This is a genomic window from Microcoleus sp. Pol8_D6 (genome assembly GCF_036700965.1).
GTDB lineage: Bacteria > Cyanobacteriota > Cyanobacteriia > Cyanobacteriales > Microcoleaceae > Microcoleus.
The window spans coordinates 49,456-65,142 of the sequence record NZ_JAUBPW010000002.1 but is presented as its reverse complement, the minus strand read 5'-3'; the positions used below and the strand labels follow the sequence as shown (position 1 = coordinate 65,142).

Here is a 15,687-nt window from a genome sequence, read left to right as displayed (position 1 = left end):
CTTGTCTTCATTAGCTACACCCGCACCTTAATTCGTTCCGCAATCAGTCTCACTGTACCCCGAAGTTTTAGGAACCTCAATAGTGAACTCAAAAATCTGACCTTGAGAACTGCCAAATTTTAGCTGAGTCCCGCTGCGTAGCAGAAATTCTTGGTGGTGAACTCTCTGCCATCCCTCAGATCCCAAAACTAGAGTCCCGTAGCGAGAAAAATCGCGCAGGAAGTAGCTAGGTTCTTCCCGGCTATCTCCGATAGTGTTCCGGCAGAAAATCTCGGCGTGTTTTTGAGAAACCCACTGTTCTCGAATCACTACGTCATTTTCTTCCCAGCGTCCGACTCGAACCATACCTGCGCGAATCGGCCAAACCTGATTAATCGATTCGGTGGATTTGGCATTTGGTCGATCGCGCCCCCGCAAATAAGCACAAGACGGCAACCGTCCCAACCAAGTAGAAGAATTTAAAGGCAATTCTGTTTTGAGGTCATCTACCGGCTCAGTTAGCTGACCGTCAAACTCAGGGTGCATATAAAGCACAGGCAGCGTCCAAGCTGGTTGATTGAACTTGTAGAGGGTCAATAACTGCTGTCTGGCGACGGCGACTGCCCGATCGATCGACATCCGTCCGGCCAAAGCTTGGGCAAAAGTTTGGATAAAACTCCGGGCCTCGCGATCGGCGATCGAGTCCCGCATCCCCAACACCGCCGGCACCCCGTGATGGATCAGTACCTCAGCCAAACTGCTGCGGGCGATCGCCTGTTGCTGACCGTTAGTTGAGTGCAGCCTCTCCACCGCCGGCTGAGCTCCCCAGCAGGCATTAAACACCGCCAGAGTCACGCGGCACCGAACTAAAACCTGAGCCAGTTCAGTGCCATTAATCGCCGTTTCCGGCCCCAAAAACAGCAAACCGCCGTCGGGGCCCGGTATCCCGTGGCCTGCGTAAAACAGAATGTTGTAAGCTTGCGTTTCCAGCCGAGAAATGAGTTCCGCCGGAGTAGGTTCGATCAGAGTATCGACGCGAGTCGGAACGCTGATGTCAAAATATTTGTCGCTGTCGTCGGTTTGAAAAGCACTTTCCAGAACGCCAGCTAGGGCGAGTGCTTCTTCTCCCAACTGCAAATGACCGTTATTACTCTTGGAAAATTGAGAATTAGCACCGCCGCCGGGTTCTGCTTGTCCCAAAACTAGCAAAATGTTGAGCGACTCCGCAGGCTGCAGGGGTGGCAAAGGTTCAACATTGCTGGTAGTTCGGCTGAACAGCAGTTGCTGCGACAGAGAAATTGCCGGTTGACCGGCTTGAGGCTGCATAATTTCCCAAGGTAAAGCAATTAAATACGGTTCGCGCAAGTCTACGCGCACTCGCAGAGGTAGATTTTGCCCGATCGCGATACCTTTACTTTCCTGGAGACTACCCTGAATCGGCCCTTCAAACAGCCACTGCCAAAGATTAATCCCCAAATGCTGCATCAGCCGGCTGCTGTAGCTTGCCGGTGGCCGAGGCGGATGCTGATCCCCTTTGTCGCCCCACCCCTGTTGACCGAGGTGGAGCGGCACAGAGGGGATCGCTGGAGCGAGGTGGAGCGACTGAGGACTTCGTTGTTCAGTTTCTGCCAGTATATTCTGGTTGTTTTCCGGCGAGACGAAACTGCCATCAGGATTTAGGGGCAATTCGTGAATTGTCCCGGAGGGCGAAAACATTTCCTGCCAAGCTTTCCAAGATTGGGAGAGGGTATCGGGCCACATACAGTCGTGGTGAACGTACCCGCTGGGATAAGGAGCTTGTAGAACCCAAGTGGCAAAATGGTTTGCCCCAGCGGTTCTCAGGCGAGCGATCGCTATACTGAGGCAAGGACTTTCAGGGCGCGCCATTCACAACTACCGACTCTGGATATAGGGTGGGATTGAGTTTCTCTATTTGTAGTTTATCGGGTTTGGGGTGCGATCGAGTGCGTGAGATTGCTTTGGCAGTTTTTACTTTTACTGAGTGCCCAAAAATTTATCTATATTAGGTAAATCTACCCAAGTTCCCGTAGCATTCGACTCCTGGGTCAAATCCATCAACAACTGCGAGTAAACCCCTTCTCTGAGGGACGGTATCAAAGATTTACCGGCATCTATTGCTTCTACCCACCTATCTACTACTCGAATAAACGGTGCAATCCTCCCGTCTGAATAAACTTGAGGAAACTCCAATCTTTGAGGAATTTTGATTTCAGCTAAAGGTTCTCCACCTTGGGAACCCCACAAGCGAAATCCGTGGACGTAATCTTGCTGGTTGTCACTTCCCAACACCAACGTACCCTTACTCCCGTATATTTCCACCCAGTGTCCCCGCCCTTGATAAGTAACAGAGCTCAAACAAACTTGACAAGGAGTTCCCCCGGCTAATTCCAACATCAACGTGCACGAATCATCTGCATCAACTAATTTTAAATTTCCTGAATCATTCGGATCGGGCCGCCGCGAAATTCCTGTAATCAAATGCCCAGAAAGCCTTTGGGGCGGGCCGAACAGCCAGCTAATATAATCAAAAACGTGAGAACCAGTCGCGCCCAAAACTCCGCCGCCTCGTTCTTTTTGCGCGTACCAATTCCAGGGGCGATTAGCATCAGCGCGGCTCGACACCAGCCAATCAATCTTAATTAAACGATTCTCTCCCACATATTCTGCTGCCAATAATTCTGCTAGCATTTGCCATGCGGGGATGAAGCGAAACTCAAAGTCCATTGTGGCAATTGCTCTGGAACCACCATTTTTAAAATCGGTTGGAGATTCGTTGTTTGCCAATAGGTAAAGTTTCCTGGCTTCATTTGCTGTCAGGGCTGTGGGTTTTTCTAATAATAAATGCTTGCCTGCTTCCAAAACGGTTTTTGCCATTTCAAAATGCAAAAATGGCGGCGTGGAAATGCTGACGCCCGCCACTTCTGGGATCGCTACTATATCTGCGATCGAGTCGCAAGCGTAGGGGATATTGTGCGTAGAGGCGAGATCCTTTGCTTTGTCTAAATTCCGGTGGTAAACAGCCACAACCTCTGTCCGGTGATGGGCCTGGAATCCGGGAAGGTGCACTTTTTGACCGAAACCTGTACCGACTACTGCTACGCCTATTTTTGACATAATTTAATAATTTAATAATTTAATAATTGGGAATTGGGAATTGGGAATTGGGAATTGGGAATCGGCCAAACATGGAATTGGGAATTGGTAGCAACTAACCAATAACTAATCACTGCAACATCTGCCTGACGGTCGATAATTAATCCGTGTATCCGTGTCTTAATCTGTGTCGTGCTTGGCTTCTTCCCTCATCCTTCTTCCTTCTTCCTTCTTCCTTCTTCCTTCTCCACCCATTCAATTACTTGTTTGCCCAAACTAACGCCGTCAAACAAGTCAATTTCTCTGATCCCTGTAGGGCTGGTGACATTAACTTCTGTGAGATAGCCGCCAATAATATCAATGCCGACAAAGTACAGTCCGTCCCGTTGCAGCACTGGTTCTAACTGAGCACAAATTTGCAGTTCGCGATCGGTAATTTCTGTTTTTGCGACTCGGCCGCCGACGGCCATGTTGCCACGAAATTCATTGCCGGTGGGAATGCGGTTGATAGCACCGATGGGCTTGCCGTTCAACAATATAATCCGTTTATCTCCCTCTTTGGCTTCCGGCAGATAAGTCTGAACCATCACTGGAATTTGCCCTTGTTGAGTGCTAATTTCGACCAGGGAGTTGAGATTGCGATCGCCCGCCTCCAAGAACAAAATCCCCTCGCCTGCTTTGCCACCCAAGGGTTTAAGAACTGCTGCTCCTTTTTTCTCCACAAATTGCCGAATTACCTGCTTGTTTTGAGAAACAATTGTCTCTGGGATCGCTCCCTCAAATTGCAAAGCATACATCTTTTCATTCGCCGCCCGCAATCCTTTGGGACTGTTAACTACCAAAGTTTTAGTGGGATCGATGCCATCTAAAAGGTAAGTAGCGTAGAGGTAAGCAGTGTTGACTGGGGGGTCTGTCCGCATAAATACTGCGTCCATTGCTTCCAGAGGCTGCAAAGTAGGCTGTTCCACCTCGTACCAAGCCTCAGCAGCCTCCCAGCGTCCATCTACCACTTTTACTGGGGTCAGGGCTACCCGACTCAGCATTGCCCAGGTTTTGCCGCCGATGACGCTTAGTTCGTTGGCTTGAGTCGCCCAGACTTCGTGACCCAACTCTTGAGCCGCTTCCATCAGGGCTACGCTGGTATCGTGTCCTGGAATTAGTCGCGCGAGGGGATCGATGATGAATGCAAATTTCATTGTCAATTAAAATTAAGAATTGGTCGCAGGCAAATTTGGGCTAACGGAAAATTCGACAGGGAATGGCTCATTTTGCTGCTAGCATGGGGTCTAGCTGGCCTAGAGCATCCAGTCTGTGGATGTCGTCGCAGCCGCCTATGTGTTGGTCGTTAATGAATATCTGGGGCAGGGTGCGGCCTCCGTTGGCTCGATCGCTCATTTGAGCCCGTGCTGCTTCATCTCCATCGATCGCGTACTCTGTAAAATCAATCCCTTTTCGCTTCAGCAGTGCTTTGGCACGAACGCAAAACGGGCAGGTTCTCCAAGTGTAAATTTCTACTTTAGGGGTCATAGGACGCTCAAAAAATAACAATATTTTTTAATTGTAATCTTAACCATAGTGCGGACTGTTTTTAGTTCCTCGGCTGAAACCCTCGATTTTTCCTTGGTAGCCAAATTGCCTTGGAACCTTGAAAACCTTATTCTACGGTTGCATATAAGAAACTGTCCGAAGAATTGATCTTAACCAATCTTATTTTAATTTTTATATTTTAATTTTTATTATATATAGCAAAATATAGCAACCTTATCTTTTGTACCGGAGGTTATTCATTGCTGAAACCATTGCCGGGCAGTGCATCTGCCTTCTTCATTTTTTTACCCTGACTGAAGTCGCTATCGCTTTCTTCCTTCAACATCCGGATCTATTTGCAGTTCACAAGCGAAGCGATGTGTCAAGTTATTTTTTATACAATTTTTTATTTTTTATATAAATTTAAGTAAACAAATACCCATGCTTAAAAAAACGGAGACATTGTAAAGGCAAACAGGTAAAGGCAAACAGGTTGGTCATCAGCCTGCCTAGCGCTGCGGACCAACCTGCTTGTTTCGCTTTCTGCACGAACCGATCATTCCTGCACCTGTCAGTAGGACTGCGATCGCAGTACCCGGTTCAGGAATAGAAGTTGAGCTTCTCGAAGGTGTGATGTATATTTGGGACAAACTCCCCTCGGTCGCCAATTGCGGGTCGGATGTCGTTGCTGTTGATGTCTGGCTGGAGGCACAGGCAGTAGAATAATTTCCCGGACCGCAGACATCTACTGCTGCTGCCGGAGGGGCGGCAGCTAGATAGTAAAACGCTGTTGCCATTGTGGCAGAGAGTCCAATTGCTAGTTTTGCCAGTGGCGTACACATAACTATTTAGTTAAACAGTGGTAAAATCGAAAAATAGAAATAGTCCTAGAGATTAGCGCTGTACGACGGGCAAGGATTTTAGAGTTCTTACAATAAATGGATGTATTCTCTCGCGGACGCCTGTAAAAGATAGTATAGCGCTTGAGATGAGTGCCCAAACACTTTAATAATATTATTCTCTTTCACCTTGACATTCCGTACCGTGGTTGGGCCAGAGTGAAGCAACATCTTTTTGCAACCTCTGAAGCAACAGCCCTTACAGCCATTAACAAAGAGTCTTTTTACCTTGACCGCGGTCTCGGGAAATTATTTATTTAACCGAGCGCAAAATAGAGATGCTGTATTGTACTTTGCAATGCACAATCTGACTACTCTTTTATAATCTCATAGTTCGACTAGATCTGTCCTCAGTATATGTACGTATATTCCCCGATGTCAACTATTCAAAAGGAATATTTAAGTATTTACCGAGGGTAGAGGACGTATTGAATGAGCTGAGCAAGTCTGTCGCGGAGAGTTTCCATCCCAAGACCTTTGGCGGCCGAAATAAATACTGCTTGAGGAAATTCTTCTCTGGCAAGGGCGAGAGTCTCTCCATCTACGGCATCGATTTTGTTAAAAACTACAAGGGCTGGGCCGGGAGTTACGGGCATATCGGTCAAAATATTCATCACCGATCGAATTTGGCTCTGCCACGCGGGATGGGAGAGATCGACGAGATGCAGCAAAGCATCAGCGTCAGTGACTTCTTCGAGGGTAGCCCGGAAAGCGTCGATCAAGGCGGGGGGCAGTTCGCGAATAAAGCCCACTGTATCTGTGAGGACGATCGACAGAGGCTCCCTGGTGACAGTGCCGGGAAGGGTCAACCGTCGAGTTGTGGGGTCGAGGGTGGCAAATAACTGGTCGGCGGCGTACACCTCGGAATTGGTGAGCAGGTTAAGCAGAGTCGATTTACCGGCGTTGGTGTATCCAACGATCGCCACTGAGGGTACATCGTGATGATGGCGGTTCTGTCGCAGCCGGAAGCGGTGCGCCAGCAGTTGATTTACTTCTTGCTGCAATCGAGAAATGCGTTTGGCGATCGTCCGCCGTTCGGTTTCTAGCTTGGTTTCCCCAGGGCCTCTGGTACCGATGCCGCCACCCTGTCTCGACATTGCCTGACCGCGCCCTCGGAGCCGGGGCAGGGCGTACTCTAGCTGAGCGAGTTCGACTTGCAATTTACCCTCGCTCGTTCGAGCTCTTTGGGCAAAGATGTCGAGAATTACCTCTGTTCGATCGACAACGCGAAGACCTATCTGAGTTTCCAAGTTCCGTATTTGTGCGGGGGCTAGGTCGCGATCGAATACCACGAGGTTAGCGCTAATCGTCTGAGCGGTGAGGGAAATTTCCTGAACTTTGCCTTCGCCGACTACGGTTTGCGGATGGGGGCGCGATCGTTTTTGGCGCACTGTTTGTAGCACCTGACCCCCAGCGCTTTCAACCAGCCGCGTGATTTCTGCGAGTCCGTCCTCAAACTCCAACTGAGTCATGTGCTGAGTCATTACACCTACCAACAGCACTTTATCTTGGTCTGCATCGACCTGCTTAGCGACAAACTCTGCTTCAAACTCTGCTTCGAGTCCTTCCACCAAATCTAGAAAGTCTTGGTCGGCGAGTTCGTCCAAATTCAGCGGTTCTGATATTTTCCAGGGAAAGTGTGGAGTTTGAATTAGTGACTTTGGAATAGAAGGCTCTTCTATTTCATCAGTTGCATCTGGTTCTAACTGAGCGCTCAAAACAGAGAACTCAAAATTTGGCTGATCTCCCTGGGGTATCAGGTGAGCGAGATAAGTTTCTTGGATGTAACCAGTCGCACCGCCGCCGCGACGCTGAAATCCTCCGCCGCTCAGTGTCAGCCAAACCAGGGCATCCAGGCGCTGAATTGCCATTGCTGTGAGGGCTGCTTCGCTTGGGGTTTCTGGCTTCAGGTGGGTGGCGATGCAGCGAATGCCGCTGAGGCGACCTCCCCCGTAACGGGGCAATTCTAGGGGCGCAATCTGCGTTTGCCGGGGTGAACCCACGCCGACGCGAATGACTTGTCCGCGGCGGTTGATGTAGGTGCAGATTGGTTTGTCTATTTCCGTGCTGATCGCCGCGACGCGCTGGGCGAATTCTGCAGTGGTGATGCGATCGCCCGGTAGTCGCTGGTGGTACAGCTTTTCGAGTTGCTTGAGCTGGCTGGACTTTAAACCTTGAAGATTGCCGTAGATGGTTTCGATAACTGTTTCTCCCGATCGCTCTGTTTATCTCCTATTTTAATTAACTCCCGCGCGATGTGTTCGGCTTTTGAGTTGAAATTTACTAAATTTTCTTGCATCTACGAGCTCGCGGATTCAGTATTGTCGAGTCACCAGCGCCGTTGTTTGTCGCTACGGGGCGATGGAGCCTTTCACAGCGGCCATATCAACTTGCAGTTGTATTTAGTATCTACAGATACAGGCGATCGCTTAAAAAATCTCCCTCAACAAAACTTAACACTTTATTTTCGGTTTCAAAATCCTCCTTTAGACTTGTGTTTATCTTGAGCCTACAGGCAGATAGCAAAGCAGAAATTAGGCCGCTACCATGAGAAGCGAAACATTGTTAAGGAATGTAAAAACATGGAAACTCGTCCTACTAACTTGCCTCCTACAGCTAATGCTTACAACGGCAAAGATCGGAATGCCTTTTTGTTTGGCTTCAACCCGCAAGCAGAACTTTGGAACGGTCGCTTAGCGATGATCGGTTTCTTAGCTTATTTGCTTTGGGACGCCGCTGGATATAGTGTTCTCCGTGACATACTTCACTTTCTGCCTACCTACATTGCTCAGTAATGAGTAGCTGTATTTCCTGTCTGGCAGCGTGAGTAAATGCCACCACTGCCAGACAGGCTAAAAGTTACAAATGGCAGCGAGTATGATTTTGTCCCTTTGTATCTTGCGTTACTTTTGAATGGCATTAAAAGACTTCTTGCTGTGAATTGATGATTAGGAGTGGGGGCGCTGTCGCTGGCGCGGTGAAGATTGACAGCAACAGATATTTATTGCGTAACGGCGATCGCCCCTGCTGTATTTTTGGCAAGAAATCTCATCGAGCATTTCTGATAATTTATGAAAAATAGGAGCATCAACAATGATTAACTCAAATTTACTTGCAGTAGTAGAATCGACTCTGGCTGACACAGCATCAGGAAATTGGCAAAAACCAATAGTGATGTTTGTTTGCAATATCTTAGCATTGCTAGTTCTCAGCCGCCGCATTTGGTATCCCCACGTCGGGCCGAAAATGCCTTTGCCCTTCCCCTCTTTGTTCAACAATGTTAGCGTACCAGCATTTCTGGCTTGCATGAGCGCAGGTCATTTGCTCGGAGCATTCATGATTTTGACCCTCAACCTCGACAAATATTTTTAGAATAAAGAGCGTAGCTTTTGTGGTAATTTATTGCTACATTTTTTAGTAGGTTCAAAAGCGCCAAAAAAATGGTAGGGGTAAGTGAAAAGCACTCACCCCTAATTTTAATTTTATATATGGAGTGGCGCAGAAATCGGTTTTTCACCACCCCCATTAGATCAGGTTACTATGCTTAAACCCTTCAAACTCGACTGCAAAGCCTTCACCTTGGGGAGCCGCACACATTAACCCAACTTGAACGATTGGCGACTCAGTTAGATATGCCAATCGCATCATTGAATAGTCTGACCCATTCAAAGAGTATTGTACTTCCACCGTTTCAGCTCGGCGCTTTACCCGCAGCCACAGGGAAACTGGTGGCACTTCAAGCGGCATAACAGACCAATCGGAATAGTCTCGTGTCACAACCGCACTCACGTTTTGCACTCCCTCAACAAACTCAATGCCGCACTTGAGCCAGACATTTTCGCTCTCTCGAATCATCAATCCTGCTTGATCGTAGAGCGATCCATAGCAACCAGTAATTTTGACCTCCGCTGTAAAGTCGCCTGACACTTGACGGTAGTAAAAGTTGCCGTTATCGCGAATGAATCCGTAATGAGTTTGCCGCCAAAAGTCAGTCTTTGCGCCTGCGGTAATGTGGATAACATCGTTATCCTCATGCCATTGTAAAGGTTCGTTGTACCATTGCATTGTTTCCATCTCCTGCTAACTTCCTCCAATTCCGTGCAGTACCAAATCGGCCACAAAATGAGATAACATAGCGTATTCTAATCCCCAACGCCAGTAAAGAAAACCAAAGGGAATCCCTAAGAGGGCATTGAGCAAAATCGTTCGGAAAATGACGATTGGGGTTAGCCCCCAGAGATTGGCAGCGGCCGGCAAATGACCCACACCAAACAGAATCGCCGCCACCACAATTGCCAGCCAAAAAATCAATGTAGAGGGTTGCGGTTTGTCTCGCTCAAAAATCTTCCAAAGTAGCCACGCAATCACTGTCATACCGAACAGTCGCAGCAAGAGCTCTTCGGTGATGCCTCCGTAGAAGGAAGCTAATATGCGTTTCCAGAGGTCAATTTCGAGGGTTGTTGGAGTTACCGTGGGGGGCATCCAAGGTTGGAAAGCTAAACTCAATCCTATCAGGATGATTCCACCGATGCAGCCTACAATTAGCGCCGTGTTAAGGGCAGATTTAGATATTAGCCCGAAAGGCTGTCGATATACCAAAGCACGAGCTATGGGCGAATCAAGTGCGATCGACTTACCGAGGCGGAGCCCAATCCAACAAAAGAGAATTAGAAAAATTCCGGTTTGCAGGGCGGAGGCGATCCCCAAAACAGGTAGTGGTGCAGGCAATTGACTTAGTGCCGGATTCAGAGACAGCGCATAAGGGAACACCGCCAAGCTTCCCAAACTACCCAGAAACGCCCAGAACAATGCCAATCGGAAGTAATGATTTTTTGCAGTGTTAGCAGACATAATTTTTGAGAAAAAAAACGAATCAATTACACTAAATCAGTCTTGAATATTTGAAACATTAAAGCTCGATCGCATTTATGCAACTTGTCTCAGGCGGAATATAGCCTCGGCTAAGGCGCTACAAAAGCTGGGAATGACGCAGGAAGGTAGCCAAAAACAGTGTGTTTTTCACCGAGGGCAGTTTAAAGAGATCGAACTTTACGGTTTACTCAAGAAGCACAGATGTTGAGTTTTGTTATAAAACTTTACTTCATTGCCGATATTGCTCCTACACCCGCTAATTTTACCCGGTAAAAATCAGTTTCTCTTTCCCAGTTTGAGGATAGTGCTTATCTAGAAGATTTTTCTGTTGGCGATGTATTATTTATTATCTTAGCATTTCATATTTACCAAAGTTGCTGTGCCAAGCTTCAAGACGCTTAAGTTCTGCTGCTTGATGGAGCAAATAAGTTTCAAGTTCTTGGGTGTTGGCATGATAGTAGGTGAGTGTGGCGTAAACTTCGGCGAGGGTGAGATGTCGGATGCGATCGCAAATCTCTTCAGCATTCAATCCTCGCTTGTATCAGGTTACGATGCGACGAACGGTAACGCCTTTACCGAAGATGTGGGGACATCCACCATGCAGTCCGGGAGTGCGTGTAATGAGCGTACCAATGTCAATAGATACTGCTGCGGTCATAAACTATGGAAGTTTGAATGGACTGATCTCTATTACAGCATAGCGATCGAGGAATTATATCGCGGTGTGAGTTGGGGGCGATAAATGAAGTAAGCTAGAGACACAGGTTTTAGACCCTTCTAACCAATGCCAGCATCTGTCAATGGTCTCAACCAAATTCTGACAGCAACATTACCCTATGCGATAGAGCTTTTACGTTCTGGGGAAAGTGTTGTCAAAATTACAGGTAATATGTAGAAAAACTTCAAGGCAAGCCTACAACGCACACATCCTATGGATTATCCCTTTGAAAACCTGAATCCCGAAAAGTTTCAGGAGTTTGCTCAGGCATTATTGGTTAAGGAATTTCCTGATTTGCAATGCTTTCCAGTAGCACAGCCAGATGGAGGAAGAGATATCCTAACTTATGAGTATGGGATTCCATCACATAGCTTTGCTGTTTATCAAGTCAAATACGTCAGGAGACCTTTGGCTGAAAAGGATACTCACAAGTGGCTGCTTGAAATTATTAAGGGTGAAGCCCCTAAAGTAAAGGCACTCATCGAAAAAGGTGCTCAGCAATTTTTTCTCATTACGAATGTTCCAGGGACAGCGCATCCTGATGTAGGTTCAATCGATCAAATGAATCAACTTTTAGAGAGTGAACTTGGTCTTCCCTCACGATGTTGGTGGAGGGATGATCTCAACCGAAAAATGGATGACGCATGGAATCTAAAATGGAGCTACCCAGAGTTAATGACAGGTCCAGATCTCATTCGGTCAATTATAGAATCTGGCTTGTCAGAAGATAAAGAGAGACGTGCCAATGCAATAACGGCTTTTGTTATAGACCAGTTCAATGCGGATCAAGTCGTTAAATTCAAGCAGGTAGATTTACAAAATAGGCTTCTTGAGTTATTTATTGATGTTCCAGCTTTACCACCTCAAAATGCTGAAACTGGCAAAAAAGTGCTGAATTATCATCGGGTGTATGAATATATTGCTTATAAATTACGCAATAGAGGAGGAACTACGTTCGATGAACAGCACTTTGCTTACATTAACGATACTAATAGAGTAATCGGCTCTGCTACTCTATTTCTTCATCCTCTTATCCAGAAAGAAACGCCGTGGATTGTACTTGAGGGCGCACCAGGACAAGGCAAGTCAACCATTACGCAATATTTATGCCAAGTTCACCGTATGCGTCTTTTGGGTTCGGAGGAAATCAAAAAACATTTACTAGAAGCCTACAAAGAATCCGAGGGATTGGGTGCTATTCCAAAGCACCATATGACTTCTCATGCCTGTCTTCCATTGAGAATTGACCTTCGAGATTTAGCATCTTGGTTATCGGGATACAATCCCTTCTCTCCTGAAGATGAGAGAAGCAACATCTCAAATACACACAAATCCCTTGAGGAGTTTTTAGCTTTTTTGGTCAACAAATTCTCAGGAGGTCTTGGGTTTTCAGCAGCAGATTTAATTGCGGTATTTAAAAAAAGTCGCGTCCTTTTGGTTTTTGATGGGTTAGATGAAGTAGCAGATATTGAGAAACGTCGCGAAGTCGTCAATGCAATTCATACAGGATGTCGACGATTAAAAGCTAACGCATTATCATTTCAAGTAATTGTTACAAGTCGCCCAGCAGCTTTTGCCAATTCACCAGGACTACCAGAAAGTGACTTTCCTAGATATTATTTGGACTCATTAACTAAGCCATTAATTGATGAGTATGCAAACAAATGGATGGATGCAAAGAAACTCGATCAACGAGATCGTTCAGAAGTAAAAAGGATATTGCGAGATAAATTGGATCAGCCACATCTAAAGGAGCTGGCAAAGAATCCGATGCAACTTACCATTTTCTTAAGCTTGATTTACAATCGTGGTTCATCTTTGCCCGACAAAAGAACTGCTTTATACGATAATTATGTGGATTTATTTTTTAATCGTGAAGCAGAAAAAACACCAGTTGTCAAAAAATATCGTGACCTTTTATTAGGTATTCACAAATATATTGCCTGGGTGCTTCATTCGGAAGCTGAGCAACATGATAAGAATGGCCGCATCACTCAGATTGAGCTTCATAATAGTATTCAGGTATATCTTGAGGACCAAGGTTACGAAGTTGACCTCGCTCGTGAATTAGTTACTGGGGCACTTGAGCGTATTGTTGCATTAGTCTCTCGTGTCGAAGGAACGTATGAATTTGAAGTTCAACCATTACGTGAATATTTCGCAGCACGATATCTTTATGAAACAGCTCGCCACTCTTCACCAGGAATGCAATATTCGGGTACGAAGCCAGATCGTTTCGATGCAATAGCCCGCAATTTTTACTGGCTAAATGTGACAAGGTTTTATGCTGGATGTTATGACGTGGGGGAACTTCCTTCACTAATAGATCGATTAGAAGACCTAATAGGCTCAGAAGGCTATTGTCTGATCAGTCATCCTAGAATCCTGGCTGCAACTCTTCTGAGTGATTGGGTGTTTTCTCAACATCCCAAGTCAGTTAAAAAAGTAATGAATTTGATTTTAGATGGTATTGGTTTGCGCTACGTTTTACCCTCTGCTAGCCGTCGCATGGGTCAGAGCGAGCCGATGATTCTTCCTCCAGAATGTGGGCGTGGTGAATTAGTAAAATATTGCTTTAGCCTCTTGGGAAATCAGCCCCCTCTCGATTTTGCTTTAGATATTATTAGCTTAATATCGGCAAATACCTCATCTCCTAAAGAAGTTTCCGATTTATGGTTTGGCGGAATAGTAGCACAACATGGAGAGGCACGTACTAAAGCATTAGAATATGGACTCTATCTTGGACTTCTTACGCAACCTTCTATTTTATCCCCAACTCAGTTAGAAAATATCTGTTCTGATTCACCTCAAGATCAGTGCAGATTAAACTTGCTTTATAAGGCACGCCGTTTTGATTATTTTGAAGCTGAAGAAGAACGATTTAAAGCTGCCTTAAAAGTAATATTAACTGGCAGTTTAGACCTCATGCCCCGTCATAATCGTAATCAGAAAAAGACTTCTATTTTAGAGAGAGTAAGTTATGCAGTTAATGTTACGCAATATGCTTATGCATTCCAAAACTCTCGTCCTGTTCCTCTCTCAAAGGTGAGGCCAAGTCATTTATATCTTGAAGAAAATTATTTGGAAGAAAGTATAGATGCTCCAGAAAATACCTATTATCCTAAATTTGAAGATGCTGGAAAATGCCTGAAGGTTATTGAAGTAGTCAAACGGAATAAACAACTTGATGCTTATTTATGGGCAACAAATCTTACTCCTTGGGATAACTTAGTCGAGACCATCCGTCAATGCTGGGGAGATGTGTGGGTTTGCTTTCATTTGGCTAATATTGCGAGTGGAATTAAGTCTTCTACAGAAACGTATGTAGATTATTCCGATTTGCTAGATCACTCAAAAGAGTTATGTAGGAGAGCAAGATATGCAAGACTTCGAGCAGGACAGTATGCGTGGTGGATAAAGCAAATTGAAGGTTCTAAGAGTGAGAGCGATAGAGCATTTACTTTACTTATATTGGTTACATGGGCAAGTCCTAAAACTTTAGAGAAGATAATCCCTCAGTTAGATAAGTTCATTCAGAACCTCCCTGATGTAATCTGGAAAAATGTTTATCGTTCTGTAGAAGAAGCTCTTACTTTAAAGCAATCTTCACATCAAGATGTCTCTCTTGAGCCTAATCAAATGGATGATTTTTTGACTCCGAGAACGGCTGTTTTGATTAGTCTTAGAGCAAAACCTAAGACTCGCAAATTGCTCTATTCAAAATACTTGAAGGAGTATGATAGCTCAGACGCATTAATTCTCAAGATTTGCCAAGATATGTCTCTAGAGTTTTTAGTGAATGATTATTCACTTTGGGATGAAGTTCGTGATGTTATTCAAAGAAGTTATGCCAAAGGAGTAATATTTGAACCTTATGCTTTTCATCGGCTTAACCGAGAAATTACGAGTCGGACTATTCCGGACGAAATAGCTCTAGAGATCGCATCTAACCCTAGTAGTTATCCAGGATTCTTAGTTGCTGTTGCTGAGATGAAAATGAAAGAGAAAGTTGCCCTTAAAGTAGTTCCTGTGGGCGAGACGGCAATTAAAGATAAATGGTTCGATAACCTCTAAGGGTGCATCGGCATGGATCTAAGCTATCCTTGAGATGCAAAATTTCTCTGCATCCGGTAAAGGAGAAGGTTAAAAAATTCCCCTTTTCCGTGATCCTGTTTGAACGACAGGTGAAGCTCCATCGCACTCAATGCCTTACGATCGCCCGCACCACTCTTGTTATCATTAAAATCAATGGCTGTAAAAGCGAGCTTAGACCATGGTTGCCCTCGTCTCACCATAAAAAATTCAATGGTTTGCGCGTTCTGTAATACGCTTACCTGAAACCGGGCAAGATTATCAGAGTTTGTACGATCGCCCGGGAGACGGCTCAATTCCGCGTCTGAAGTATCGCAACCGAGAAGTGCGATCGCCCGCTGTGTAGAAATTGCTGAGCAACGCAACACCAGCGCTGCGATCCGGGATTTAAAGCAACAACTAGCTAAGCGATAAGCGACGAAAGCGCATTGGCGATCGTGAATGTGCGCTACCAAACTGATGCGGACTTGAATTAGGAACTCGTCA

The 15,687-nt window shown here is 45.7% G+C and carries 15 protein-coding genes; 5 read left to right on the top strand and 10 right to left on the bottom strand.

Going from position 1 to position 15,687, the window contains the following annotated elements; all coding sequences use genetic code 11:
* Positions 1-27: 27 nt before the first annotated feature.
* From QUA10_RS01180 to hflX, 6 genes are all read right to left on the bottom strand, one after another.
* On the bottom strand, positions 28-1,866 hold the full coding sequence (locus QUA10_RS01180; protein ID WP_333082235.1) for a CHAT domain-containing protein: 1,839 nt from the start codon (positions 1,864-1,866) through the stop codon (positions 28-30).
* Positions 1,867-1,974: 108 nt separating this feature from the next.
* Entirely contained in the window at positions 1,975-3,114 is a 1,140-nt protein-coding gene (locus tag QUA10_RS01175) for a Gfo/Idh/MocA family oxidoreductase (protein WP_333082236.1), read from the bottom strand.
* Between the two features lie 188 nt (positions 3,115-3,302).
* Positions 3,303-4,289 carry a glutathione synthase gene (gene gshB / locus QUA10_RS01170; protein WP_333082237.1) on the bottom strand — a complete coding sequence of 329 codons (987 nt, stop codon included), beginning with the start codon at positions 4,287-4,289 and terminating at the stop codon, positions 3,303-3,305.
* A gap of 67 nt (positions 4,290-4,356) precedes the next feature.
* Positions 4,357-4,620 (bottom strand): glutaredoxin 3, encoded by a 264-nt coding sequence (gene grxC, locus QUA10_RS01165; protein ID WP_333082238.1) that lies wholly within the window; start codon positions 4,618-4,620, stop codon positions 4,357-4,359.
* A 509-nt stretch (positions 4,621-5,129) separates the two neighbouring features.
* Complete coding sequence (locus QUA10_RS01160) at positions 5,130-5,462, bottom strand: PEP-CTERM sorting domain-containing protein (protein ID WP_333082239.1); 333 nt, start codon at positions 5,460-5,462, stop codon at positions 5,130-5,132.
* 464 nt (positions 5,463-5,926) lie between these two features.
* The gene (gene hflX, locus QUA10_RS01155; RefSeq protein WP_333082240.1) at positions 5,927-7,522 is read right to left on the bottom strand and encodes a GTPase HflX; all 1,596 of its coding nucleotides are present in this window, start codon (positions 7,520-7,522) and stop codon (positions 5,927-5,929) included.
* A gap of 49 nt (positions 7,523-7,571) precedes the next feature.
* Here hflX and QUA10_RS01150 point away from each other — a divergent pair, with 49 nt between their 5' ends.
* From QUA10_RS01150 to QUA10_RS01135, 4 genes are all read left to right on the top strand, one after another.
* Positions 7,572-7,697 (top strand): hypothetical protein, encoded by a 126-nt coding sequence (locus QUA10_RS01150; RefSeq protein WP_333063759.1) that lies wholly within the window; start codon positions 7,572-7,574, stop codon positions 7,695-7,697.
* Positions 7,694-8,026: a hypothetical protein gene (locus QUA10_RS01145; RefSeq protein ID WP_333082241.1), complete on the top strand. Its 333-nt coding sequence runs from the start codon at positions 7,694-7,696 to the stop codon at positions 8,024-8,026. Before QUA10_RS01150 ends, QUA10_RS01145 begins: the two co-directional genes overlap by 4 nt.
* A gap of 75 nt (positions 8,027-8,101) precedes the next feature.
* Positions 8,102-8,314, top strand: a complete 213-nt coding sequence (locus QUA10_RS01140; protein WP_333041855.1) for a chlorophyll a/b-binding protein — start codon at positions 8,102-8,104, stop codon at positions 8,312-8,314.
* 298 nt (positions 8,315-8,612) lie between these two features.
* Positions 8,613-8,891, top strand: coding sequence for a Photosystem I reaction center subunit PsaK (locus QUA10_RS01135; protein WP_333082242.1), 279 nt, complete (start codon positions 8,613-8,615; stop codon positions 8,889-8,891).
* A gap of 153 nt (positions 8,892-9,044) precedes the next feature.
* Here QUA10_RS01135 and QUA10_RS01130 read toward each other — a convergent pair whose 3' ends face one another.
* The 3 genes from QUA10_RS01130 to QUA10_RS01120 form a co-directional block, all read right to left on the bottom strand.
* Positions 9,045-9,584, bottom strand: coding sequence for a DUF1349 domain-containing protein (locus QUA10_RS01130; RefSeq protein ID WP_333086142.1), 540 nt, complete (start codon positions 9,582-9,584; stop codon positions 9,045-9,047).
* Positions 9,585-9,599: 15 nt separating this feature from the next.
* Positions 9,600-10,370, bottom strand: coding sequence for a CPBP family intramembrane glutamic endopeptidase (locus tag QUA10_RS01125; RefSeq protein ID WP_333082244.1), 771 nt, complete (start codon positions 10,368-10,370; stop codon positions 9,600-9,602).
* A gap of 367 nt (positions 10,371-10,737) precedes the next feature.
* Complete coding sequence (locus tag QUA10_RS01120; RefSeq protein WP_333082245.1) at positions 10,738-10,920, bottom strand: hypothetical protein; 183 nt, start codon at positions 10,918-10,920, stop codon at positions 10,738-10,740.
* Between the two features lie 402 nt (positions 10,921-11,322).
* On the opposite strand from QUA10_RS01120, the gene QUA10_RS01115 reads away from it, so the two are divergent.
* Positions 11,323-15,183 (top strand): hypothetical protein, encoded by a 3,861-nt coding sequence (locus tag QUA10_RS01115; RefSeq protein ID WP_333082246.1) that lies wholly within the window; start codon positions 11,323-11,325, stop codon positions 15,181-15,183.
* 23 nt (positions 15,184-15,206) lie between these two features.
* On the opposite strand, the gene QUA10_RS01110 is transcribed toward QUA10_RS01115, so the two are convergent.
* Entirely contained in the window at positions 15,207-15,656 is a 450-nt protein-coding gene (locus QUA10_RS01110) for a hypothetical protein (protein WP_333082247.1), read from the bottom strand.
* Positions 15,657-15,687: the final 31 nt, after the last annotated feature.

What these genes read in the sequence shown, in the direction of transcription:
- QUA10_RS01160 (WP_333082239.1), bottom strand. Translation starts at nt 5,462, where the DNA reads ATGTGTACGCCACTGGCAAAACTAGCAATTGGACTCTCTGCCACAATG.
- QUA10_RS01135 (WP_333082242.1), top strand. Translation starts at nt 8,613, where the DNA reads ATGATTAACTCAAATTTACTTGCAGTAGTAGAATCGACTCTGGCTGAC.
- QUA10_RS01130 (WP_333086142.1), bottom strand. Translation starts at nt 9,584, where the DNA reads ATGCAATGGTACAACGAACCTTTACAATGGCATGAGGATAACGATGTT.
- QUA10_RS01125 (WP_333082244.1), bottom strand. Translation starts at nt 10,370, where the DNA reads ATGTCTGCTAACACTGCAAAAAATCATTACTTCCGATTGGCATTGTTC.
- QUA10_RS01175 (WP_333082236.1), bottom strand. Translation starts at nt 3,114, where the DNA reads ATGTCAAAAATAGGCGTAGCAGTAGTCGGTACAGGTTTCGGTCAAAAA.
- QUA10_RS01115 (WP_333082246.1), top strand. Translation starts at nt 11,323, where the DNA reads ATGGATTATCCCTTTGAAAACCTGAATCCCGAAAAGTTTCAGGAGTTT.
- grxC (WP_333082238.1), bottom strand. Translation starts at nt 4,620, where the DNA reads ATGACCCCTAAAGTAGAAATTTACACTTGGAGAACCTGCCCGTTTTGC.
- QUA10_RS01140 (WP_333041855.1), top strand. Translation starts at nt 8,102, where the DNA reads ATGGAAACTCGTCCTACTAACTTGCCTCCTACAGCTAATGCTTACAAC.
- gshB (WP_333082237.1), bottom strand. Translation starts at nt 4,289, where the DNA reads ATGAAATTTGCATTCATCATCGATCCCCTCGCGCGACTAATTCCAGGA.
- QUA10_RS01180 (WP_333082235.1), bottom strand. Translation starts at nt 1,866, where the DNA reads ATGGCGCGCCCTGAAAGTCCTTGCCTCAGTATAGCGATCGCTCGCCTG.